The sequence below is a fragment of the Kordiimonas sp. UBA4487 genome (assembly GCF_002389025.1).
GTDB lineage: Bacteria > Pseudomonadota > Alphaproteobacteria > Sphingomonadales > Kordiimonadaceae > Kordiimonas > Kordiimonas lacus.
Map to the genome: position 1 here is coordinate 248,315 of NZ_DGNR01000011.1, position 22,176 is coordinate 270,490.

At 58.7% G+C, this 22,176-nt stretch carries 22 protein-coding genes; 11 read left to right on the top strand and 11 right to left on the bottom strand.

Annotated elements, in window-relative coordinates:
* Positions 1-78 precede the first annotated feature (78 nt).
* Positions 79-3,084 carry an SBBP repeat-containing protein gene (locus tag B3Z17_RS06635; protein ID WP_286829081.1) on the bottom strand — a complete coding sequence of 1,002 codons (3,006 nt, stop codon included), beginning with the start codon at positions 3,082-3,084 and terminating at the stop codon, positions 79-81.
* Between the two features lie 233 nt (positions 3,085-3,317).
* Here B3Z17_RS06635 and B3Z17_RS06640 point away from each other — a divergent pair, with 233 nt between their 5' ends.
* The 6 genes from B3Z17_RS06640 (at position 3,318) to B3Z17_RS06665 (ending at position 8,140) form a co-directional block, all read left to right on the top strand.
* A complete protein-coding gene (locus B3Z17_RS06640) occupies positions 3,318-3,605 on the top strand; it encodes a YggT family protein (RefSeq protein ID WP_068309355.1) in 288 nt (95 codons plus the stop codon).
* Complete coding sequence (locus tag B3Z17_RS06645) at positions 3,595-3,927, top strand: DUF167 family protein (RefSeq protein WP_286829082.1); 333 nt, start codon at positions 3,595-3,597, stop codon at positions 3,925-3,927. The genes B3Z17_RS06640 and B3Z17_RS06645 overlap by 11 nt, the downstream gene beginning before the upstream one ends.
* A 35-nt stretch (positions 3,928-3,962) precedes the next feature.
* Positions 3,963-4,859 (top strand): bifunctional methylenetetrahydrofolate dehydrogenase/methenyltetrahydrofolate cyclohydrolase FolD, encoded by an 897-nt coding sequence (gene folD / locus B3Z17_RS06650; RefSeq protein WP_286829083.1) that lies wholly within the window; start codon positions 3,963-3,965, stop codon positions 4,857-4,859.
* 68 nt (positions 4,860-4,927) lie between these two features.
* Positions 4,928-5,548 (top strand): MarC family protein, encoded by a 621-nt coding sequence (locus tag B3Z17_RS06655; RefSeq protein ID WP_068308424.1) that lies wholly within the window; start codon positions 4,928-4,930, stop codon positions 5,546-5,548.
* Between the two features lie 72 nt (positions 5,549-5,620).
* Positions 5,621-7,270: a M28 family metallopeptidase gene (locus B3Z17_RS06660; protein ID WP_286829084.1), complete on the top strand. Its 1,650-nt coding sequence runs from the start codon at positions 5,621-5,623 to the stop codon at positions 7,268-7,270.
* A gap of 141 nt (positions 7,271-7,411) precedes the next feature.
* Complete coding sequence (locus tag B3Z17_RS06665) at positions 7,412-8,140, top strand: hypothetical protein (RefSeq protein WP_286829085.1); 729 nt, start codon at positions 7,412-7,414, stop codon at positions 8,138-8,140.
* Here the strand turns inward: B3Z17_RS06665 and B3Z17_RS06670 are convergent.
* The 4 genes from B3Z17_RS06670 to B3Z17_RS06685 form a co-directional block, all read right to left on the bottom strand.
* Complete coding sequence (locus B3Z17_RS06670; protein ID WP_082714739.1) at positions 8,137-8,730, bottom strand: glutathione S-transferase N-terminal domain-containing protein; 594 nt, start codon at positions 8,728-8,730, stop codon at positions 8,137-8,139. The two genes, B3Z17_RS06665 and B3Z17_RS06670, sit on opposite strands and share 4 nt — an antisense overlap.
* A 4-nt stretch (positions 8,731-8,734) precedes the next feature.
* Positions 8,735-9,196, bottom strand: a complete 462-nt coding sequence (locus B3Z17_RS06675) for a YtoQ family protein (protein ID WP_286829086.1) — start codon at positions 9,194-9,196, stop codon at positions 8,735-8,737.
* A complete protein-coding gene (locus B3Z17_RS06680) occupies positions 9,193-10,137 on the bottom strand; it encodes an AEC family transporter (RefSeq protein ID WP_286829087.1) in 945 nt (314 codons plus the stop codon). Before B3Z17_RS06680 ends, B3Z17_RS06675 begins: the two co-directional genes overlap by 4 nt.
* 130 nt (positions 10,138-10,267) lie before the next feature.
* Positions 10,268-11,500: an argininosuccinate synthase gene (locus tag B3Z17_RS06685; protein ID WP_286829088.1), complete on the bottom strand. Its 1,233-nt coding sequence runs from the start codon at positions 11,498-11,500 to the stop codon at positions 10,268-10,270.
* A gap of 250 nt (positions 11,501-11,750) precedes the next feature.
* Between B3Z17_RS06685 and B3Z17_RS06690 the strand changes: the two genes are divergently transcribed.
* From B3Z17_RS06690 to B3Z17_RS06705, 4 genes are all read left to right on the top strand, one after another.
* Entirely contained in the window at positions 11,751-12,581 is an 831-nt protein-coding gene (locus B3Z17_RS06690) for a flagellin (protein WP_286829089.1), read from the top strand.
* A 109-nt stretch (positions 12,582-12,690) separates the two neighbouring features.
* Entirely contained in the window at positions 12,691-13,425 is a 735-nt protein-coding gene (locus tag B3Z17_RS06695) for a 2OG-Fe(II) oxygenase (protein ID WP_286829090.1), read from the top strand.
* A 110-nt stretch (positions 13,426-13,535) separates the two neighbouring features.
* Positions 13,536-14,291, top strand: coding sequence for a MerR family transcriptional regulator (locus B3Z17_RS06700; protein WP_286829091.1), 756 nt, complete (start codon positions 13,536-13,538; stop codon positions 14,289-14,291).
* A gap of 288 nt (positions 14,292-14,579) precedes the next feature.
* Positions 14,580-15,941 carry an EAL domain-containing response regulator gene (locus tag B3Z17_RS06705; protein ID WP_286829092.1) on the top strand — a complete coding sequence of 454 codons (1,362 nt, stop codon included), beginning with the start codon at positions 14,580-14,582 and terminating at the stop codon, positions 15,939-15,941.
* Here B3Z17_RS06705 and rlmN read toward each other — a convergent pair.
* A complete protein-coding gene (rlmN, locus tag B3Z17_RS06710; protein ID WP_068308444.1) occupies positions 15,924-17,144 on the bottom strand; it encodes a 23S rRNA (adenine(2503)-C(2))-methyltransferase RlmN in 1,221 nt (406 codons plus the stop codon). The genes B3Z17_RS06705 and rlmN overlap by 18 nt on opposite strands.
* A 164-nt stretch (positions 17,145-17,308) precedes the next feature.
* Positions 17,309-18,691 (bottom strand): MATE family efflux transporter, encoded by a 1,383-nt coding sequence (locus B3Z17_RS06715; RefSeq protein WP_286829093.1) that lies wholly within the window; start codon positions 18,689-18,691, stop codon positions 17,309-17,311.
* A 227-nt stretch (positions 18,692-18,918) separates the two neighbouring features.
* Between B3Z17_RS06715 and B3Z17_RS06720 the strand changes: the two genes are divergently transcribed.
* A complete protein-coding gene (locus tag B3Z17_RS06720) occupies positions 18,919-19,671 on the top strand; it encodes a carbon-nitrogen hydrolase family protein (RefSeq protein ID WP_286829094.1) in 753 nt (250 codons plus the stop codon).
* Here the strand turns inward: B3Z17_RS06720 and B3Z17_RS06725 are convergent, their stop codons facing one another.
* The 4 genes from B3Z17_RS06725 to B3Z17_RS06740 all read right to left on the bottom strand — a co-directional run bounded on the left by B3Z17_RS06725 (position 19,672) and on the right by B3Z17_RS06740 (position 22,157).
* The gene (locus B3Z17_RS06725; RefSeq protein ID WP_068308448.1) at positions 19,672-20,187 is read right to left on the bottom strand and encodes a hypothetical protein; all 516 of its coding nucleotides are present in this window, start codon (positions 20,185-20,187) and stop codon (positions 19,672-19,674) included.
* Positions 20,188-20,241: 54 nt separating this feature from the next.
* Positions 20,242-21,087: an MBL fold metallo-hydrolase gene (locus B3Z17_RS06730; protein WP_286829095.1), complete on the bottom strand. Its 846-nt coding sequence runs from the start codon at positions 21,085-21,087 to the stop codon at positions 20,242-20,244.
* A 63-nt stretch (positions 21,088-21,150) separates the two neighbouring features.
* The gene (locus B3Z17_RS06735; RefSeq protein ID WP_286829096.1) at positions 21,151-21,615 is read right to left on the bottom strand and encodes a hypothetical protein; all 465 of its coding nucleotides are present in this window, start codon (positions 21,613-21,615) and stop codon (positions 21,151-21,153) included.
* Positions 21,616-21,635: 20 nt separating this feature from the next.
* The gene (locus B3Z17_RS06740) at positions 21,636-22,157 is read right to left on the bottom strand and encodes an invasion associated locus B family protein (RefSeq protein WP_068308450.1); all 522 of its coding nucleotides are present in this window, start codon (positions 22,155-22,157) and stop codon (positions 21,636-21,638) included.
* Positions 22,158-22,176 lie beyond the last annotated feature (19 nt).

Consider the following 22,176-nt stretch of genomic DNA (forward strand, 5'->3'; position numbering starts at 1 on the left):
CCGCACATACAGACATGCAGACCCAAGGCCCAAAGGCCGTTGGTTAAGGCAGTTGACTAAACCGGATTGGAAAAAGCGTCAGACAAACAGGCTGAGCGAAGGTGAGGACGCGCCGGACTGCAAGCGTGCGAGACCCGTCTGGAAGTTGGCAAGCTGGGCCTGCAGGTGCGCTGGCACCGTGCCCTGGGTTGACCGACCTTCTTTGATCAAGGCCTTCAACGGGTTATATTCGAGCGACCGGAAAGCGCGCTGCACTGAGCTTATCGCGCCATCAAACAAGCTCAGCACATATTTGGCTGTCGCCTTGTCCTTGATATGCAGCTCGCCCTTGAGGCCGAGCCCGAACGCACCACCCAGATTATCTGGGTCGGTGCCGTCTTCTTCTTCGTCGTCACCCAGGCCAAAAACCTCGTTCTTTGGCAGCAATTTGCCAGGCTCAAGGCCGATACGCTCCAAAAGGTCACGGTCGCCGGTACCCGGCAGAAGGTCAATCGATACACCGTCATCCAGCGTCGAGATCGTGAGCTTGTCGCCTTCTGACGTGCTGGAAACATCCACATCGATCTTGCCGAAGCCGGCGATGCGCAATTTACGCTTGAGGTCATCAAAGGTATCGCCGTCGCTCAGGGTGATCTTCTTCTTGGTACCGCCATCAACGGAGATATAGAAGAAATCGCCTTCCTTGGCAGACGTTTGTGTCTGGATATCCAGTGTCTCGTCAATATTAACCGTGCCGGTTGGCAGGCCCAGGGTTTCAAGCACAGAGTTGCCCTGCGTGGTAAAGGCCAGGCCGCCAACTGCGGATTTGGACAGACCTTCGCCATATTGCTCCATGTCTTCAAGGGCCCCCGTCTTGCCGTCGACCCGCGCCACAAAGGCGTCAACAGAGCCCCGCGCCGTCTCACCCGACAGCGTCCCAGCCGTGGAGCCCGCCACATAGACAACCTGATCAACCACTACCACATCATTGATGCGGTCGGTGCCGCTGGTTGACAGGTACGTGGTGCTTTCAGCCTTCAGGTTGGACTTGCCGTTCAGGCTGAGCGCGCTGACAAATCCTTCAAAGCCACCTTCCGCGGTCCCCACAACGGTGGCAGTGCCGCTGGCATCAAGGGCTGAATTGGTGGTCACGCCCGCGATGTAAACATCGCTATTGGTGTTATCGATGGCGATACCCTGGATCGAGCCACCGGCACCCAAGCTGCCCATATTCAGGAAATTGGTCGTGTCGCTGAGGTCAGTGGCATCCAGCCGGTATACGACGGCGTCACCGCCCTCTTCCACCGCCACGACAATGTCATCATTTCCGTCAATGGCAATGCCTTTGATCACGTCATTGCCGCTGGTGCCAAAGACGCTCGAGTCCTGCAGGCTACCGTCGCTGCCGGACAGCTTCAGGATCAAGGCATCCTGTCCGCCGGTAAATCCGGAGGTGGAGCTGATGGCAGACTTGGTATAGCCGCCCACATAAATGTCGTTGTTGCTGTCAACCGCCACACTATAGGCCGCGGATTCGCCAAAGGTATCCAACTGGTAACGGAACACTTCATCGCCGCGCTTGCTGATTTTGGTGACAAAGGCGTCTGTGCTGTCGATCACATCGCTGGTGGACAGCTCGCTGTCGGTCTTGCCCACCACAATGACATTGTCTTCACTGTCAACCGTGATGCCGTAGGCATCGGCGTCACCGGCCACGCCCAGCAGGCGGGAGAAGACCACATTGCCTTCTGTGTCGAATTTGGTCAGGAACACATCTTCGCCAGACGCCGTATTCAACTGATGCCCGAAGCTGCCTTCAGACGTACCAACCACATAGATGCCACCTTCGCTGTCCACCGCAACCCGGCTTGCCGTGGTGTCGGCATTGACCTGATAGTCGCTGTTCACGTTGGTGATGGAGAGTTCATTGTCGGTGTCATCTACTTCTTCATCGTCGGACGTACCCGTAACGTCTTCTTTGGCTTCCGCCAGAAGCTTATCGCGCAGGCCGGCGATTTTAGGATCCAGATCGTCGTCTTCCTGCTCGGCCACCTGCTCCTTCACCGCACTGGCTTCATAATCGATGCCCGAGAAGGAGGTCACATCATCAATCGCCAACGTGCCGTCAAGGCCATTGATCTCAGTGATCCGGCTGGTCACGGCAAAATCGTCATCCAGCTGCGAAACGGCAGACGCCACATAAAGCGTTGGTGTGGTCACGGCAGCGGACAATGTGACCTCTTCCGTGATGGTACCATCAATCTGCAGGCTGTATTTGCCGCTATCGCCGTCGCGGCGCACATCAAAGCGCGTTAAATGCTTCGGCGTCGGGTCGCCGTTGCCATCAAGAATGGTCAGCGCCTCAATCTGCGTGTTGATATAATCCTTGATGTTATTCAGTGACAGCGTGCCGGAAACCCCCGACAGGTCAACCTGGATATCATCTGTTTCGCCGCTCTTTGTGACGGAAATCGTGAAGACCTCATCCCCCACCAGGCCGTCGATCGCCGCGTTGGGATCGGTGGTGATCAGGCTGCCGTTCGATTCCGAGCTGTTTTTGCCCAGGCGGGTCGTCGCCTCGGTCTTGTATTCCTTATCGCCCAGGAAAAGGTCGAGCTTTTCAAGGTCAGCCGTGGACAGGAAGTCACGGACTTCATCAAGGCCCGCCTGGAATTGATCATTGAGGCGCGACAGAGAGGAAGCCGATGTGCTGTCCTGAGATGCATATTCCGCCAGGATACGCAAGTTATTGAGCGCCTTATAGAGCGCAAATGTGGCCTTCTTGTCGGAGTCGCCCACGGCGTCCAGATCATCTGCCTTCAGGTCGATGAATTTGGTCAGCTCGCGGACTTCGCGGATTTGCTGGCTGAGGGTTTTGGATTCTTCCGGCACTTGCCACGGCGGGATCACAGCATCGCCGCGGCCACTCAAGGAAAAGGCGGCACGCTGCTCAGCGGTCAGGGTCGACAGCGAACGCTGTGCCATTTTGGCGTCGACAGACATGGCAATAAGCGACGTATCAATCCCGACAATCTGTGGTCGGAACGTCTGCTGCTGCGTGGGTCCAAAAAGACCGCTAAAGCTTGTGCCACCAAAAAACGCCATGCGCTATCTTACCAGCTTTCTGCCACTGCCAGGTGGGCATTTTTTGCCCCATAGGCAATTCTTACCCAGGGGCGTATCATTTTGAGCCATTCGACTCGGAACCCCAGGGTATTTTTTGCCGCTCAATTGCATTTCGCGGCTACTCACATTACATGTCTTGCAATAACTGTGACAGTTTACCCCAAGGCCTGATAAGGATCGGTTAACAGGAAAAAGGATCGAAAATGGTCGTCATTGATGCACTGCTGCAAGTTTCCTATGTCGCGCTCGACATCTTCAAATGGATGTTGATCATCAGCATCATTCTGGGGTGGCTGATCCATTTCGGCGTCGTCAATGCCTACCAGCCGTTTGTCCAGACCGTCGGGCGATTCCTGCATGCTGTCACCGAACCGGCCCTCAAGCCGATCCGGCGCTTTATCCCCACCATGGGTGGCATGGATATATCGCCCATCGTCCTGTTTCTGCTGATCATGTTCCTCCAGCGGCTGATTATCAACATCCTCTATAATGTCGGATAGGCTGCTTATCCGGGTGGCTGAAGGCGTCAGGCTGCACATCCGCCTGACACCGAAGGCCGCCGCCGACAAGCTTGACCGCATCGACAGAGACGCCGAGGGCCAGCCACGCCTGCGCGCAACCGTTACCGCCATCCCCGAAAACGGCAAGGCGAATGCCGCGCTCATCAAGCTTCTTTCCAAAAAACTCAGGTTGCCCAAATCGGCCATTCGCCTTATAGCGGGGGACCAGAACCGGAATAAGACGATTCTCTTTGAGGGCGTGCCGGACGAACTATTTGATGCGCTCGACGCAAAGCTTCGCGAGCTGGGCCTGATGGGTTAGGCAACAGTGATCGCGACCACCGCACGGAGACACCCATGCCCACCGCCAAACTTATCGATGGTAAAGCCTTTTCAGCCAAAGTGCGCGAAGGCGTCGCCAAGGATGTTACCGCCCTTAAAACCGCTCACGGCATCACGCCCGGCCTCGCCGTGGTGATTGTGGGCGAAGACCCTGCAAGCCAGGTTTATGTCCGCAACAAGGTGAAGCAGACCGGCGAAACTGGCATGAACAGCTTCCACTTTGAAATGCCGGCCGACACCAGCGAGGAAACCTTGCTTGCCAAGGTCAATGAGCTGAACGCCGACCCTGCTGTGAACGGCATTCTGGTGCAGCTGCCGCTGCCAAAGCATATCAACGAAGCCGCCGTGATCGACGCCATCAACCCTGAAAAGGATGTGGACGGCTTCCATGTGATCAACTCTGGCCTTCTGGCCACCGGCGGCAAGGGCATGGTACCCTGCACCCCGCTTGGCTGCCTGCTGATGCTGCAGGACACACTCGGCGACATGAGCGGCAAGAAAGCCATCGTTGTGGGCCGGTCGAATATTGTCGGCAAGCCGATGGCGCAACTTCTGCTGGATGCCAACTGCACCGTCACCATCGCCCATAGCCGCACGAAGGACCTGGCGGGCGAAGTGGCTGAAGCCGATATTGTCGTGGCCGCCGTTGGCCGGGCAGAGATGGTCAAGGGCGACTGGATCAAGGAAGGCGCGACCGTCATTGACGTGGGCATCAACCGCATCGACGCACCCGAGCGCGGCGAAGGAAAAAGCCGCCTTGTGGGCGACGTGGAATTCGGTGCAGCGGCCGAGCGTGCCGGTGCCATCACGCCGGTTCCGGGCGGCGTCGGCCCCATGACAATTGCCTGCTTGCTCAAAAATACCGTGACAGCGACCTGTCGTCAGAACAATATTGATCCTGACACGCTATAAGACTGGCAGCCTTTAGGACCTCAAATTCAACAGGCTGATAACCGCGACTGAATGCAGGAGCATGCGTCATGTATGAAGCCTTTATCGCCGCCTTTATCGGCCTGTTCGTGATTGTAGACCCGATCGGCATCGCACCGGTTTTCGCCGGCCTGACCCAGGGCGCAGACACCAGCCACAAGCGCACCATGGCCGTCAAAGGCACAATCGTGGGCACATTGATCCTGGTGTTTTTCGCGCTTGTCGGAAAGCCGTTCCTGAATGCCCTTGGCATTTCCATGGATGGCCTCAGGGTCGCAGGCGGGCTAATGCTGCTGATCATCGCGCTTGAAATGGTGTTCGAGAAACGCACGGAGCGGAAGCAGGAATCGGCCGAAAAGTTCGACGAATATTTCGAGGATATTTCGGTCTTTCCCGTGGCCATCCCCCTGCTTGCGGGGCCCGGCGCCATCGCCACCATCATGCTGACCATGTCCAACTATGAAGGCGACCTTGAGGCCCAGGGCGCGATCCTGGCGGCGCTGGCGGTTGTCATGCTGATCACGCTTGTTATCTTCTTCGCCGCCTCCAAGGTGATGGACTGGCTTGGCCCCACCGTGAATGCCGTGCTGACCCGGCTTCTGGGCGTTATCCTGGCCGCCCTGTCGTGCCAGTTTATCCTCGACGGCATCAAAAACACCTTCATTGCATAAGCAAGAAGTCGCATTGACAGCAGGGCTGCGACCCGCCACTCTCCGCTTCGAACCTTAAGCGGGGAGTTTTCCATGAAGAATTTTGCATTGACCGGGGCGCTGTTGCTCTCGCTCGCGGCCTGTGGCGACAGCCAGAAGCCGGACGAGACAGCCACCAGCTACACCATGAATACAGAGGCTCTGAAGGGCCATGTTACCACGCTGGCATCCGATGAATTCGGCGGCCGTGCGCCCGGCACACCGGGCGAGGACCTGACAGTCGCCTACCTTGAAAAGGCCTTCCGGGATGCGGGCCTCAAGCCGGCGAACGGTGACAGCTACACCCAGGCCGTGCCGCTGGTGTCGATCGAGACCAAAGACGCGCCCGAGATGACCATCAAGGGCGAAGGCGGTGAGCTGAAGCTGGCCTACCGTGCCGACCATGTTGTCTGGACCCGGCGCGAGCAGTCCGACAGCGAAGTGCACGAAAGCGACATGGTGTTCGTGGGTTACGGCATCAACGCGCCCGAGCGCGGCTGGAACGACTATGACGGCGTGGACGTGAAGGGCAAAACCGTGGTGATGCTCGTGAATGATCCGGGCTATGCCACGCAGGACGATGACCTGTTCGCCGGCAACACCATGACCTACTATGGCCGCTGGGACTATAAGTTCGACGAAGCCGCCCGCCAGGGTGCCGCCGCCGCCATCATCATCCACGACACCAAACCTGCCGCTTACGGCTGGATGACAGTGGACAGCAGTTGGACCGGCCCCCAGTTCGGCCTGGTGCGCGAAGACAAGGGCACAGGTTTTTCAGAAGCCGAAGCCTGGATCACCAAGGAAAAAGCCGGTGAACTGTTCACCATGGCGGGCCTTGACCTCCAGGCCATGTATGACGCGGCCAAGACACCTGGCTTCAAGGCTGTGCCGATGAACCTTGAGTTCTCTACCCATTTCCGGTCCGACGTCGCGCACATGGACAGCCGCAATGTGGCGGGCTTTGTGGAAGGCAGCGAGCGCCCCGACGAAGTGTTCGTCTATATGGCGCACTGGGACCATATCGGCACCGACCCGACCGTTGAGGGCGACGGCATCTATAATGGCGCGCTCGATAACGCGACCGGCACCGGCGGCCTGATTGAACTGGCGCGCAAATATGCCTCTGGCCCCAAGCCGAAGCGGTCTGTGCTGTTCCTGGCCGTGACGGCCGAAGAACAGGGCCTTCTGGGCTCTGCCTATTATGCCGAACATCCGCTGTTCCCGCTGAAGGACACCGTGGGCGGCATCAATATGGACGGCCTGAATTTCTATGGCCCCACTCGGGACGTGACGGTCGTGGGCCTCGGCAATTCCGAACTGGATGACGCCCTGAAGGCAGCCGCCCAGGCACAGGACCGCATTCTGGTGGCCGACCAGGAGCCCGAGAAGGGCTATTTCTACCGCTCTGACCATTTCGAGCTGTCGAAAAAAGGCGTGCCGATGCTCTACCCCAACTCGGGCTATGACCACCGCGAAAAGGGCCGGGCCTACGTGGAAGCGATCGTCGCCGAATATATCGAGAAGCACTATCACTCCCCGTCTGACGAATACCGCGACGACTGGGACCTGACCGGTGCCGTTGAGGACCTGCGGCTTTACTACACCACCGGCCGCAGCCTGATCGACAGCGACGTCTGGCCGAACTGGCGCGAAGGCACCGAATTCAAGGCCACCCGCGACGCCCAGCGCGCTGGTGACTAGAGCCTATTTTGCCAAAGAAATGAGATCAGGCCATCCGGTACCCCGGGTGGCCTTTTTGCTAAACCATTTTCCGCCTTTGCTTAGGGCGGTCGCTGATCTACTGTTCCCGCACTCTGGGTGCTGCCGACCGAAAGATATCTGATGAAGACCGCCAAGATAATCGCGAGCACGATGGGTGTCATCCTGACCACCAGCCTTCTGCATGCCGATGACCGCCCCGCCTGGCGCAGCGCGTTCGACCTGACCCGTGCCAACCTGGACACCTTCACCATGACCCTGATGCGGGACGGTTCCGAAGCCGGGTCCATGACCTACGGCTGGGAGGTCAAGAACGGGCACTACCGCATTCACGACAGGTCGGAAATGCAGCCCAACATCCTTGAAACCGCCGAAGCATTGATCGACCGCGACAGCCTTCTTCCTGAGATGCTGTCGATCGATTTCACCATCGGGGCCAATCGCATGGATATTGATGCGGCCTGGCAGAACGGGCAGGCAACCGGCCAACTGGTTACCACGCGCGACGGCCAGCAACAGGCGCGCCCGATCGCAGACGACGCCAGTCAAGTGGCACCCCTGCGCCTTGCAGTGATCGGCCTTGTCGCGGCCCTGCCGCTTGGGCCGGATTTCAAGGTTACGCTTCCCTGGTTCAACAGCATGGCAAACCGCACCGAGCAGGTGACGCTTGAGGTAACGGGTGAGCAGATGGTCGAAACCCCGGCAGGCACCTTTGACAGCTGGCAGGTCGCCATCAAAGGGGGGACGCCCGAAAATATCGCCTATGTCAGCAAGACGCGGCCGCAGCGCATCGTGCGGATCGACGTGGTTGGCCAGCCGATGCATTTCCTGCTGACCAAAACCGGTTCCTAGTCGCGCGGATTGGAGGCGATGAAGTCCGGGTTCTGGCTCACCTCATCGAACCAGGCGGCGAGCGCGGGGTGCGCCTCGCGCCAGCTTATTTCTGGCAAGCGGAACAGCAGATAATCCAGCATGCACACGGTGGCGATGGTGGCGCTATTCCAGGCGTGGAGCTTATCCAGCCAATCGCGCTCGAGCACAACAAGCGCGCGCTTGATGGCGCCGTGCCAGCGTTCCTGCCAATAGACAGACTTCTCAGCGTCCTCGCGCCGACTTTCCATCACCAGCGAAAGCGCGGCATCCAGAATGCCATCAGTCAGCGCCTGGATCTGCAGGTCTTCGAAATACTCGTCACCCGCGCGGGGGCGCCCGGCCATATCCAGAAGGAATTCCATGATCACCGGGCTGTCGAACACGCACCGACCATCGTCGAGCACCAGCGCTGGTACCTTGTTGAGCGGATTGGCGGCCAGCAGCGCGTCCTCGTTCGCCAGCGGGTTCGCGGCCTCCACCTCAAGCCGGTCACCGAAGCCCAGCGCCTTGGCGAGCAGCAGCACCTTGCGGGCGTAGGGCGAGGTTTTTGAATAATAGAGTTTCATCATGGTCCTAACGGTTCAAAACACCGGTGGTAACGTAGCGCAGGATTTCGATCACTTGGTCGACAGTCTCGCATGTCGCCATGGCCGCGCCGTCGACTTCCTTGAGCGCATGGGTGAACTCAGGTGGATGCTGCACGATCAGGCTTTTGCCCAAGGCCGCCGCATAGCCTGCGTCAAAGGCCGCATTCCACTGGCGATATTTTTCGCCGAAACGCACCACGACGATATCGGCATTCTCGATCATGGTGCGGGTGCGGATGGCATTGACCTTGGCGCCCATATGGTCGCGCCAGAAATCATTGCCGGGCTCGCCCATAATCACCGCGCCGCAGTCGTCCGAGTCGCCGTGATTCGTATTCGGGGCCATCAGCTCAACCGGCAGCTCGGCGTCCTTGACTGCCGCCGCGATCTCATCGCGCCAGTCTGAGTGGATTTCGCCCGACAAATAGACCTGCCAGATCATTTTCATGAGAGCCCTCCTGCCTTCAGACCAAACAATACAACAGACAGCGTGGCGGCTGATAACCCGGTGGAAATCAGCACCGCTGTGGCTGCCCTACGCGCACCGATACCATACTGGCTGGCAAAACTGTAGGCGATCATACCGCTGGGCAGCGCTGCCATCAATGTTGCCACACCCACCCAGACGTCCGGCAGGCCCATGAGGAAGTGCGCCACTAAAAACACCGTCAGCGGCAGGATCATCAGCTTGAGCGACACAGCCACCATGGCGTGGGTGATGTTGCCGGCAATCCGGACACTGGCGAGCGACAGGCCGACCGAGAACAGCCCTACCGGTGCCGCCGCCACCGCCGGCAGCTCCAGCACCTTATCGAGCCAATGCGGGTAAGGCAGGCTTAAGGCCGACCAGCCAAGGCCGACAAGAAGCGCGATGATAATCGGGTTCTGGCGCACGCTTGCGAAGGTGCGCGACAGTATCCCCGGCCCTTCCGTGGCATCTGCGGCGCGTTCCACAATCACGGTGGTCACCGGCAGAAGCGTCAGCGAATGGAAGCTGACCAGCATCAGGAGAAGCCGCACGCCTTCCTCGCCATACACGCCTTCAACAATCGGGATGCCGATAAAGCCAGCGTTACCGAAGCAGGTGACGAAAGCGAATGTGGCCTGCTCTGCCGTGGACAGCCCAAACAGCAGCCTGGTTGACAGCATGGCAAGCGCATAGACCACATAAAGTGACCCATAATAGGCCAGAACAAACAGTAGTTCTGACGCGTCCGGCAGCTCATTGGGCGCGAGCGAGCGAAAAAGGAGCGCCGGGATCGCCACATACCAGACAAAGCTGATCAGGATGGGGGCGGAGCCATCGGGGAACAGCCGGGTTTTCCCAAGCCCATAGCCAAGCATCATGATGATGAACACTGGCGCAATGATGGTGAAGATTTCAGCCACGCGGGTCCCTCCGATCTTCTGATTGAAAGTGATCCGAAGCGGCAGCCTTTCAACTCGCATCATGAAAAACCGGACCTCGACATCCGTCAAGACCCGGTTCTGCAACCCTGCCATACGCAGGAGGATCGGCTTAGTCGTAGGCGGGCGGTTCGGTGACCTTGCCGCGGCGTTTCAGAAGCTGCAGCCGCAGCGCGTTTAGCTTGATAAAGCCTTCGGCGTCGCGCTGGTCATAGACGCTGTCTTCCTCGAACGTCACATGCTCCATGGAATAGAGGCTGTAGGGGCTCTTGCGGCCCACCACATGCACACCGCCCTTATAGAGCATCAGCCGCACGGTGCCCGCCACGAACTCCTGGCTCTTGTCGATCAGCGCCTGCATCATCTCGCGCTCAGGGCTGAACCAGAAGCCGTTATAGATGCACTCGGCATATTTAGGCATGATCTCATCCTTGAGGTGCATCGCACCCCGGTCGAGCGTGATCTGCTCGATACCGCGGTGGGCCGCAAGAAGAATGGTGCCGCCGGGCGTCTCATAGATGCCGCGGGACTTCATGCCGACAAAGCGGTTCTCCAGCAGGTCCAAGCGGCCAATGCCGTGCTTCTTGCCGTATTCGTTCAGCTGCTCCAGCAGTGTCGCGGGGCTCATGGCCACACCGTTGATGCCCACCGCGTCGCCCTTTTCGAACTCGACCTCGATATATTCGGGCTCATTCGGGGCCGTCAGCGGATCGTCCGTGCGGCTGTAGACATATTCTTCTGCTGCGTCCCACGGGTTCTCGAGCGCCTTGCCCTCAGATGAGGTGTGAAGGAGGTTCGCGTCCACGCTGAACGGGCTTTCGCCGCGCTTGTCCTTGGGCACCGGAATCTGGTGCTCTTCGGCAAATTTGATCAGCGCCGTCCGGCTGTGCAGGTCCCATTCCCGCCAGGGCGCAATCACCTTGATGTCCGGGTTGAGGGCATAATAGCCCAGCTCGAACCGCACCTGGTCGTTGCCCTTGCCGGTGGCGCCGTGGCACACCGCGTCAGCACCAACTTCCTTGGCGATTTCGATCTGGCGCTTGGAAATCAGCGGCCGGGCGATCGATGTGCCCAGCAGATACATGCCTTCATAGACCGTGTTGGCGCGGAACATGGGGAAGACATAGTCTTTCACAAATTCTTCGCGCAGGTCTTCAATGAAGATGTCCTTGATGCCCAGCATCTCGGCTTTTCGTCGTGCCGGCTCAAGCTCTTCGCCCTGACCCAGGTCAGCCGTGAAGGTTACCACTTCACAGTCGTAGGTCACCTGTAGCCACTTGAGGATGATCGAGGTATCAAGGCCACCTGAGTAGGCCAGTACCACCTTGTTGATCTTGTCCGACATTCAAAAAACTCCAAAGATAAAAAGTGTCAGCGCGAGTATGCGGGGGCAACCGCCCCCAGGTCAATCGTTCGACGTTCATGCTTTCTCTTTTGGGAATGCAGAAAATCTATCGAATCGCGCAGGCGTAAACAGCAGATTCTGCAGTTTTTGTCAACCGAAACTAAAGATTCTGCAGATTGCTGTAACCATCTCTTTCGTGTATTCTGTTGATGGGTGCCCTTACGGGTGGTCTGCCAAAAAGGCGGACCGAATGCTGGAGAAACTGGCAATGCTGAGCGTCAACACGAACGCTGGCGCGCTTTCTGCGCTGCGTAACCTTGAAGCCAACCACAAGTGGCTCGAGACCCTTCAGGAACGAATTGCAACAGGATACAAGGTCGCGTCCGTCAAGGATGACGCCGCCATCTATACCATTGCCCAGCGCATGCGCGGCGATCTGGCGGGCATTCGCGCGTCGCTTGACAGCATCAACCGGGCGACCGTCGCCGTTGACGTGGCCCTTGTGGCAACCGAAAGCATCTCCAACATCCTGATTGAGATGAAAGGCAAGATGGCGTCGCTCCTGAGCGCGCAGAAGAATAATGATGATGCGGCAGCGGAAGCCTATACCCGCGACCTGGACGCCTACCGCGAACAGATCAAGCTGATGATCTCCAGTGCTGACTTTAACGGCACCAACCTGATCGACAGCGGCAATGATATCATCAGCGCCCTCGCCAATTCCGACGGTACAGAGACACTTGATTTCAACCATCAGGACCTGTCGTTCGGTGGCGCGCTCATCACCCTCACGGACGACCAGGAATATTCGATGGAGGAAATCAATAACTCCATTGATAACGTCAACCGTGCCATGGGACATTTCGGCACGGCGTCGCGTCGGCTCGAGATCCAGCACGAGTTTGCCAGCAAACTGCATGACGTGGTGGAGCGCGGCATCGGCCGCATGGTGGACGCCGATCTGGCCCGCACGGCCGCCGACCTGCAGGCCGCGCAGGTGAAGGAACAGCTGGGTATCCTGGCGCTCAATATCGCCAACCAGGCGCCCAACAGCATCCTGGCGCTCTTTGGCAGGCGGTAGGGGTGCGACCCTTTGCCGTCCTGCCATTCGCCTCTCGGGCTTTGACCACCTCCCCAATTCAGGCTATGAGGCATTAAGTCTGAAACGGGCCTGATTGGGAAATGCGCGGATGTCCTCATTCAATCTTGAACTGTCGAACACACTGAAAGCGCGGGAACTGGCCGCAGCCTACAAGCAGGCCGGCCGTATCCATATTCCGGGCTTGCTGGCGGACCAGTCAGCGGCGGACCTTTTCAAGGCCATCGCCGACTTCAAGGAGTGGGTGCTGCACCTCAATCAGGGTGACAAGCTCTATGATATCTTCCCCGACCAGCGAAAGGCCATGACCGACCAGCAGCTTCATGACCTGCGCATGGCGGCCTATGCCGGGGCCCAGAAGGGCTTCCAATATATCTACGACAATTACCCGATTTACGACGCCTATCACGCCGGCGCGTGCGCCAAGCCGTTCGATGCGCTGTTCGAGTTTCTCAACAGCAAGCCGTTTATCGAATTCGTGCGCACCGTCACGGGCCACGCGGACATCACTTTCGCCGATGCCCAGCTGACAAAATTCTCGCCCGGCGACTTCCTGACCATCCATGACGACAATGTCTACGGCAAGGACCGCCGCGCCGCGTTCGTTCTGAACATGACACCCGAATGGCAACCGGACTGGGGCGGCCTCCTGCAGTTTTTCGACAAGAAAAAGCATGTGGAAGGCGGCTTCACGCCCAGCTTCAACGCGCTCAACATCTTCTCGATCCCCAAACCGCATGCAGTGAGCCAGGTATCCACCTTCTCGCGCCGGGCGCGCTACAGCATTACCGGCTGGCTTCGGACAGGAACAGACCCGCTGGCCTGATCGGCCCTTCTGCGCCGCTGGCGAAAAAATCGCATTACGGGTAAAAAAAGCCCTTGCCCCTGACGCTACGTCACCCTTTAGCGCTCGTATCCGTGGAAAGGAGACCGGCAATGACAGCCTATTCAATCGGTGAACTCGCCAAACGGTCCGGCATCACGGTGCGGGCGCTGCGCTATTATGAATCGCAGGGCCTGTTGGCACCCCTCAGGACCGAGTCAGGACAGCGGGTTTATGGCACACGGGACATTCTCAGGCTTCAGCAGATCCAGATGCTCAAGCAGGCGGGTTTTTCCCTTGCCCAGATAAAAACCATGATGGCCGAACAAACCGTTGATGCAGCGCGTCTTCTTGGCATGCAGCAGGAGCTGCTGCAGGCCAGGCTGGCGGAAACCGACGCAATGCTGGAGACAGTCACCAGCGCGTTGCGGGCGGTCCGCGAGGGCCAGACGGTCGACCTTTCCACACTCTGCAGCATCATCAAACAAGGAGAATCCGCGATGAGTGAGGAAAAATGGCAGAAGGTGTGGGACACCTATTATACGGCTGAAGAGCAGGAGCGCTGGAAGGCGGCCAAGGAGGCCGTGCCGGAAGATGTCCAAAAGGCATGCGAACGGAACTGGCCGACGCTGATTGCCCGCACCGAGGCGTTGGTCGGCACCGACCCGGCTGCCCCGGAAGCGCAGGCAATCGTCAAGGAATGGAACGCCATGACCCAGGTGATCTATGATGTCGACCCAAGCCTGATGCGCAGCGCCGCGCGCATGTATGACGATATGGACAACTGGCCAAAGGACGGTCCGGTGTCGCCCTTCTCGAAAGAAGTCTGGGATTTCATCAAGGCAGCCGAGGCGGTAGCAGAATCATAAGAAAAGGGCGCTCCAACCGGGCGCCCTGACAGCCTAGCCTTATCTGATGAAGCACAGGGATATAGCCTGTCAGGGTGCGACTCGCCCTGCTCTTTCAGGCCCAAGCCCCAAAAGGGACACTAATGGCGAAGTAATGCGGCTTAAAATCGGCCTTTGACCATACTAATTCCATGAAACAGCAGGTAATTACAGGTAAAAGCTTTAATAATAAAGCCAATACGTGTACCATCAGGTCAAAATGATCCTTGGGAGGATCGCCCGCTTCCGCACAAATGAACGGGAGTATATATGCGCCAAAAGGCCACCCAAGAGGATGCGAGGCCTCGGGCTTTGGTTGTCGACGGCTGTAGCTTTCAACGCCAATTACTGACCCTCATCTGCCGCACGGCCGGTTTTGAGACGCTTGAAGCCGGCAGTGGTCGCAAAGCCATAGACCTGATGGCCAAAGCGCCCTGCAGCTTGCTTGTCACAGACCTGGACCTTCCCGAACTTGATGGCTTTCAACTGCTGCACCATATGGCGGATTCGGGTGGCGCGGCAGACCTTCTGCTGGTTTCCAGCCAAGGGCATTCCATTCTCAACTCCGCCGACCGACTGGCCCGAACATTGAACTTCAATGTAATCGGTGCCCTTGAGAAGCCGATCATTGCGGAAGACATGCTGGACCTCCTGAACGGTCGTTGCGACAAGCCCAGCATGATCGAGCTGCTGGGCGATCCGCGCCAGGGGCCAACCATGGAACCGCTGTCGCACAGCATCATTGAACAAGGCATCACCAACGGTTCTCTCGTCGCCTTCTACCAACCCAAAATCCACCACCAGGATTCCGCTATTGTCGGTTTCGAATGTCTGGCCCGCTGGCGCACTGCCGAGGGTCTAATTCTGGAGCCTGGGGCCTTCCTGCCAATGGTGGAGGAGCTGGGGTTAATGACCTCACTGACGCAGGTGATGCTCAATCACGCCATCAAGGATATCGCGGCCTGGCAAACATTGGGATGGCCCATGCCTGTCTCGGTCAACCTATCGGCAGACAGCATGACAGATACCAACCTGCCTGACCGGCTGGCATGGCTGGTGGCGGAAAATGGCGTCCGGCCAACATCGATCACGCTTGAAATCACAGAAACTAAACTGATGGAAGAGGCCGCGGAATGTCTGGAGGTTATGTCGCGGTTGCGCCTCAAGGGCTTTGGCCTGTCGGTGGACGATTTTGGCACCGGCTACTCCACCCTCAAGCAGCTCCAATATTTCCCCTTCACCGAGCTTAAGCTCGACCAAAGCTATGTCCGGTCATCGCTTTCCCACCAGCCGTCGCGAGCGGTTCTGGAAACAGGCATTCAACTGGCGCGCAGCCTGTCTTTGTCGTGCGTTGCGGAAGGTGTTGAAACAACAGACCACGCAGACCTTCTGGCAAGCCTTGGCTGCCACAACCATCAGGGATACCTATATGGTAAGCCCATGCCCGCGGCCGACATACCTGTCTGGATTGCCGGTTGGCTGGAACGCGGCGGCACCATGATGGCGGTGGAGCCGGAAATAGCCTACCCCACCTACCTCAGCCACCGGCCTATCGGCATGCCCGACATTAGCCCTCGGGGGCCGTCAGGTCGCGGCAGCCCCCTGTCCAGCCGGTCAGGTCAGGCCGGTTGAGGTGTGGTGCGGCTCGGTGCCCGCAGCTGTTGCGGCGGCGGCAGCTTCCGCCTCACGCGCCAGCTGCGCCTTGGATTTCTTCTCTGATGCCGACTTCAGCTGGCCGCAGGCCGCCATGATGTCACGCCCGCGCGGGGTGCGGATCGGCGCAGAGATGCCGCCTTCATAGACGATGTCTGAGAAACGCTGGATCTGGCCCCAGTCACTGCACTCATAATCCGTGCCCGGCCATGGGTTGAACGGGATCAGGTTCACTTTCGCCGGCAGCTTATATTTGCGGATCAGGCGCACCAGTTCGCGCGCGTCTTCGTCCGAATCGTTCACGCCCTTGAGCATGGCATACTCGAACGTGATGCGGCGGGCATTGTGGGCGCCTGGGTAATTGGCGCAAGCCTTGAGGACTTCATCAAGGCCGTACTTCTTGTTGATCGGCATGATATCACTGCGCACGTCATTCCGAACCGCGTGCAGGCTGACGGCCAGGTTCACGCCGATTTCCTTGCCGCAGCGTTCCATGTGCGGCACCACGCCGGAGGTGGACAGCGTGATCCGGCGGCGGGAAAGCTGGATGCCCTCCTCGTCCATGATGATCTCAAGCGCCTTCTTGACGTTATCGAAATTATAGAGCGGTTCGCCCATGCCCATCATCACGATGTTGGTCACGCGGCGGCCTTCGGTCGGGTTTTCCCACTCGCCCAAATCGTCGCGCGCAATCATCATCTGGGCCACAATCTCGCCCGCCGTCAGGTTGCGCACCAGCTTCATTGTGCCGGTGTGGCAGAATTTGCAGTTGAGCGTGCAGCCAACCTGGCTGGACACACACAGCGTGCCCCGGTCTTCCTCGGGGATATAAACGGCTTCGGCCTCGTTGCCGTCGGCAAAGCGGATCAGATATTTGCGCGTACCGTCGTTTGAATATTGCGCTTCGACAATCTCGGGCCGCGTGATGATGAAATGTTCCGCCAGCTTCGCGCGCACGTCCTTGGAGATATTGGTCATATCTTCAAACGAGCTGACGCCGCGGTGATAGAGCCAGTGCCACACCTGCGTGGTGCGCATGCGCACTTGCTTTTCAGGCACGCCGATTTCAGCGATAGCGGCCTTAAGCTCAGCCCGGTCGAGACCGAGGATATTGAGCTTGTCTTCAGCGGCTGGAATGCGTGGGGAAACGATCGGCTCTTGGCCGTTCGGGGTAATCTGCATCGTGTTAACTCCTGCCTTTTCCGGTTATCTGCCGGTCCAGGGCGTTTCGGGCGAGCCAAGCGTTCCACCTGGCTGTGGGTTATCTGTTCGGGCGCCTTATACGCCTGACGCACGGGATTGTAAAGTAAAGGCGGCGCCCCCGGTTTGCAGGCGCCGCCACGTCTCTAGGCTTGCCGGAACAGGCCCCAGCGCAGGCCCTGCCGCTGGCTGGTGTGAGCCAGCGTCGCGGCGGTCAGCGCCAGAAGGCACAGTTCCGCCACCGGCCCCGCCAGCCAGATACCCGGTTCGCCAAAGCCGATAGGCATCAGGAACACCAGCGGAATGGCAAACAGATAGGGCTTTACCAGACCCAGGATCGCGGCCTGGGCCGCTTTGCCGATGGCCTGAAAGTAGGACGACAGCATCATCAGCGGCCCGCCAATGGCAAGCAGCGCCACCATCACCGGCATGATGCGCTCAATCTCACCAATCACCGCGGCGTCTGCCACGAACAGGCGACCAATCGGACCCGCAAAGAAGGTCAGCCCCGCCTGCATCAGAAGGCAATAGGCAAAGGCGGACGCGATGCCAAGCCCAAGCCCCCGGTTCGACCGCTGCCACAGCTGGGCGCCAAAATTGTTGCCCACCACGGCCTGCATGGCGTGCGACAGCCCCAGAAGCGGCAGGAACACAAAAGTGCTGACACGGGTGATGATGCCGTAGGCTGTGACCGTATCAGCATAGGTGGGGCTGTCGACCATCTGCAAGGCCGTCAGGATGGCCGCCGAGATCAGCGATACACCGAGGAAACTCAGGCTGGGCGGCAAACCCAGTGCAAGCGTCGGCCGCCAGAAGCCGGTGAAGGCGTGCCGCCCGAAGGCCGTCAGCCGCAACTGAGTGGTGCCCCATGTCCGGTATGCCAGCACGCAGGCAAGCGCCACGCACTGCGCCAGAATGGTGCCATAAGCCGACCCGGCCACACCCATCTCAAGACGCGCAATCAGCAGATAATTGAACACTATGTTCAACAGCGACACCATCAGGCTGACGCCAGCCATCAGCCCCAGATGCCCCTCGCAGCGCATGGCATCGGAGTTGAGCGCGAGCGAAAACATGAGCGGCGACCAGAAGATCAGGATACGCATATAGAGATGCCCCATATCGCCAAGCTCGGCAGACCCGCCCGCAAACAGCAGCGCCATATCTGCGCCGAAGAGCGCAAAGCCCGATATCAGCAACGCACAAATGAACCAGGCAAGCCCATGGGCGCCAACAAACGCCGCTTGCGCCTGTTCATGATTGGTCCCGCCCATGAAGCGGGCAACCTGGCTGGCCATGCCGGATGACACCAGCGTGGACAAGGCCACAAGCAACATGAAGATGGGGAACATGAGCGTCACGGCCGCAAGGGCTTCCGGGCCCACATAAAGCCCCAGGAACAGGGCATCGATGACGGTCACCGCCCCGTTCATGCCCATGACAAAAATGATCGGAAGCGCGGTTTTGATGAAAACGGCGCCCAGTGGTCCAGCGAGATAGGGGTTGCCGGATGAGAGTTCTTTCGACACGGAAATTTCCTTTGTCTGGCCTCTCAGTTCAGGGATGGATGCCCGCATTGCCATCGGCTTGAAAGGCCGTATGGAAATTCATGTCAATGAATCCAGCACTTCACCATGGCATCTGCCTGCGAGCGGCGGGCGGCTGGAGCCCGTGGGCCTTGCTATACGCCCGAAAAAGTCGATTGTAAAGCGGGCGCGGGCGAGTAGGATAAGCGCACGTTTGAGGGGAATTCGTCATGGCCAACACATTTGCAGCCGCACAGATCACCAGCATCCGGGGTGACGTGAGCGCCAACCTTGCCCTGCACCGGCAGGTGATGGAGCAGGCGGCGATGGAGGGTGTGGACGTTCTGGTGTTCCCGGAGCTTAGCGTCACTGGCTATGAAATGGATCTGGCAGCAAGCCTGCAGACCAGCGCCGAAGATATCCGCTTCATGCCCCTGCAGGCGCTCGCGCGCGAGGCGGGGATGCTGGCCTATCTTGGCATGCCGCTGAAGGCGCCCGATTATATCAAGGGCGGCAAGCCGTATCTGGGCGCGGTGATTTTGGGCGGTGATGCGCCCATGGCCTACGCCAAAATCCATGTCCACGACAGCGAAGCCATCTATTTCCAAAGTGGCACCGACTATAGCGTCACGCCGCACAAGGGCGCGCGCGTTGGCGCCGCCATCTGTGCGGACCTCACCAAACCCTGCCATGCGGCGGGCACGGTGGCAGCGGGCGCGGATGTCTATGCCGTTGGGGCGCTGATTAACGCCGATGCCTGGACGCGCGAAGAACCCTTGCTGCGCGGCTACGCCACCGAGCACGGCATCCCGGTGGCCTTTTCAAACTATGCCAGCAAAAGCGGGCCTTATACGCCCGTGGGCAAGTCCAGCGTGTGGGCGCCCGGAGGCGATCTGGTCGCACAAGCAGAAGGCAATGAGGACGCCCTCGTCATCGCCCGCCGCAATGGCGGCGACTGGCAGGGCAAAACGGTTGCCTTGTAGCTATTCCAGCATGGTAACAGACCAGTTGACGCTGGCGATGCCCCAACGGCCATCCACCTTGAACAACTGCCAGACCTCAAGGCCATAGTTGGTCACCTTGTCGTCGACAACGAATTCATAGTCGAAAGTGACAAGCGCGTAGGTCTGGTCCTGCGTGATCTCGATGTTATAGAAGTTTTCCGCGACCGTGCTTTCGGTGGTGGTGATGAAATTGACGAAATTCATCGCCTCCGTCATCGGGCCCACTTTCATGAAATCGGGGTCGTATCTTTCGCGCACATCGTCGATCACCGCCTGATAGGGCGGCGAGATAAAGAGTATCTCGTCATGCAGGAAGGTGGACTTCAAGAGCTCGCCGTCTTTTTCGCGGATACCGCGGTCAAACCGCGCGATCACCTCACGGATTGCCGCTTCGTCCTCCGGCGTCGAATGATAGGTGCCGATATAATCCGGTGCGGCGTGAACCGGCGCGGCAAGGCCAATCAACAGCATGGCTGACAGCAAAAACCTTTTCATGAATTCCCCCTCTTAAGTGAAAGAAGGGGACCATATTGTCCATTTTACTGCAAGCTATTTAGCCTCGAACGTGTGGCAGGCCATCTCGTCCGTCAGCTGCACACTGCCGGGCCATTGGCCGTGAATCCAGGCCAGAAACTGGTCACGTCCGCCATATTGGTTCATCCAGCCGCGCTCGCCCGGCGCCAGATGCATGGGCACCACGGTACCAATCTGCCACATGTCCGTGATGGTTTTTGATTGCTGGGGGTTATTGAGCCCATACCAGAAAGCCAGCAGCATCACATCCACCGGCGTGTTGCCGAGCCCCGCTTTCCGAAGGCTTTCGCCCGACGCATTGATATCGCCCGTGTGGAAGAAGCTGACGCCGTCGACCGTGACATGAAAGCCGATGTTCTGAGGCCGGTTCGGACCATGATCCACCCGGTAAGCCTTCACCTTGACGCCCGCAATGTCATAGCTGAGCGGCCCGCCTTCCCACGGCGGCAGCACGGCCATGGCGCGCGCTTCCTCGGCTTCCGTCAGGCCCGCTTGCTTGAGCATTTCGAATGCCTCAGGTGGCATCAGGTAGGTGACATCCGCGTCCGCGCGCAGGTGCGCAAGCGTGGCGCCCGCATCAAAATGGTCATTATGCTTGTGGCTGACAAAGGCCAACTTCACTTTTTCGAACGCGCCCTTGCCTAAAGTCAGGTCCGCCATCAGGCCCGCCGACGGCAGGCCGTATTCGCCGTCGTATTCGTCAGTGACCCGCGCGGCATCAAACAGCACGGCGGTTTCTTCACCTTCCACCAGGAAGCCCGCGTTGGCGATATGGCACAGCTTCACGCCTTCTGCCGCCACAGGCGCTGAGGCCAGCAGCGTAACGGCACAAAGCACGGATTTAAGATGCTTGATTGTCATATGACTGTCCCTCCCGCAGCCAGCAAAGCGGATGCAGGAGAGGAAGGCAACCCAAACTTCAGATTAACGGTATTCGTGCCAACGTTCCCGCACATAGTTCCAGCCGGCCTTCGCATTAAGAAAGAGCATACCAGAAACGATCAGGAATAATGCCGCACGCCATAGCAGGCTATCCGGGCTGGACTTGAGAAGGACAAACCCCAGAATTCCAAGAGAAAGAATGCCGTACCCGGCACCGAGCAGGTAGATTGCCCATCGCCGCAATGTGAGTAAGGCATACCCAAAAGCCCAAAGGGCGAATATCACGAGCCAGCCCCAACCCGCGGGTATGTTCACGTGAAATGAGGTCAAAAAATTAGGGTCTAACGACCACCGAAAGAACTCCACGATTAAACCGGTCAACGGCAACACAATGAACAAAATGCCAAATCGAATACCCGCCAAATGAGATTTTAGCCCTCGACCCACCACATATCTATGATCGTAATATTTGGCTCCACCCCAAATGGAACCAATCAGAAACGTCACAACCACGATTTCCAGTACAATCACCGGCAGGCGCGGGAGGCGGCGTTATAGGCCGCGGTGAAGCCCCTGAGGCTGAAGGTGTCGCGGGTGTTGGTGCCGCGCTGGCTGGTGGCGCGAACTTCCAAATTGATGCCGGCCTTCATGGCGGCAACCACGCTGCGGTCATCCTTGGGGTCATAGGCCCAGGCACCGCTGCCTTCGGTGAAGAACTGGTAATTCTTCTGGCCGTCCACATTGATGCGGGCTTCGCTGCCCTGGCGGATCGGGTATCCCACCACCACATTCACCTCATCCTTCACGCCGAAGGCGGGCCGATGGGTGACGGTCATATAAATATCGCCGCGGATCGCGCCCTTGCGGCTGATCCAGGTTTTCTTGGGCACCGAGATGACATAACAGACCTTGTTCGAGCCCGAGCCCGCGACCATGGCGTCCCAGTCATTATGGCTGGAAAGCTTGCGCGGCGTGCCCTGCGCGAACGCGGCGGCGGTGAAGCTGATGACAAGAAGTGCCGTGAGTGTGAATGCCTGAAGCTGTCTCATAGTGTCCCTGTTTGTCTCT

Excerpts from the sequence above, each read along its gene's own strand:
- B3Z17_RS06635 (WP_286829081.1), bottom strand. The coding sequence starts at position 3,084 with ATGGCGTTTTTTGGTGGCACAAGCTTTAGCGGTCTTTTTGGACCCACG.
- B3Z17_RS06645 (WP_286829082.1), top strand. The coding sequence starts at position 3,595 with ATGTCGGATAGGCTGCTTATCCGGGTGGCTGAAGGCGTCAGGCTGCAC.
- folD (WP_286829083.1), top strand. The coding sequence starts at position 3,963 with ATGCCCACCGCCAAACTTATCGATGGTAAAGCCTTTTCAGCCAAAGTG.
- B3Z17_RS06655 (WP_068308424.1), top strand. The coding sequence starts at position 4,928 with ATGTATGAAGCCTTTATCGCCGCCTTTATCGGCCTGTTCGTGATTGTA.
- B3Z17_RS06660 (WP_286829084.1), top strand. The coding sequence starts at position 5,621 with ATGAAGAATTTTGCATTGACCGGGGCGCTGTTGCTCTCGCTCGCGGCC.
- B3Z17_RS06665 (WP_286829085.1), top strand. The coding sequence starts at position 7,412 with ATGAAGACCGCCAAGATAATCGCGAGCACGATGGGTGTCATCCTGACC.
- B3Z17_RS06670 (WP_082714739.1), bottom strand. The coding sequence starts at position 8,730 with ATGATGAAACTCTATTATTCAAAAACCTCGCCCTACGCCCGCAAGGTG.
- B3Z17_RS06675 (WP_286829086.1), bottom strand. The coding sequence starts at position 9,196 with ATGAAAATGATCTGGCAGGTCTATTTGTCGGGCGAAATCCACTCAGAC.
- B3Z17_RS06685 (WP_286829088.1), bottom strand. The coding sequence starts at position 11,500 with ATGTCGGACAAGATCAACAAGGTGGTACTGGCCTACTCAGGTGGCCTT.
- B3Z17_RS06690 (WP_286829089.1), top strand. The coding sequence starts at position 11,751 with ATGCTGGAGAAACTGGCAATGCTGAGCGTCAACACGAACGCTGGCGCG.
- B3Z17_RS06695 (WP_286829090.1), top strand. The coding sequence starts at position 12,691 with ATGTCCTCATTCAATCTTGAACTGTCGAACACACTGAAAGCGCGGGAA.
- B3Z17_RS06700 (WP_286829091.1), top strand. The coding sequence starts at position 13,536 with ATGACAGCCTATTCAATCGGTGAACTCGCCAAACGGTCCGGCATCACG.
- B3Z17_RS06705 (WP_286829092.1), top strand. The coding sequence starts at position 14,580 with ATGCGCCAAAAGGCCACCCAAGAGGATGCGAGGCCTCGGGCTTTGGTT.
- rlmN (WP_068308444.1), bottom strand. The coding sequence starts at position 17,144 with ATGCAGATTACCCCGAACGGCCAAGAGCCGATCGTTTCCCCACGCATT.
- B3Z17_RS06720 (WP_286829094.1), top strand. The coding sequence starts at position 18,919 with ATGGCCAACACATTTGCAGCCGCACAGATCACCAGCATCCGGGGTGAC.
- B3Z17_RS06725 (WP_068308448.1), bottom strand. The coding sequence starts at position 20,187 with ATGAAAAGGTTTTTGCTGTCAGCCATGCTGTTGATTGGCCTTGCCGCG.
- B3Z17_RS06730 (WP_286829095.1), bottom strand. The coding sequence starts at position 21,087 with ATGACAATCAAGCATCTTAAATCCGTGCTTTGTGCCGTTACGCTGCTG.
- B3Z17_RS06740 (WP_068308450.1), bottom strand. The coding sequence starts at position 22,157 with ATGAGACAGCTTCAGGCATTCACACTCACGGCACTTCTTGTCATCAGC.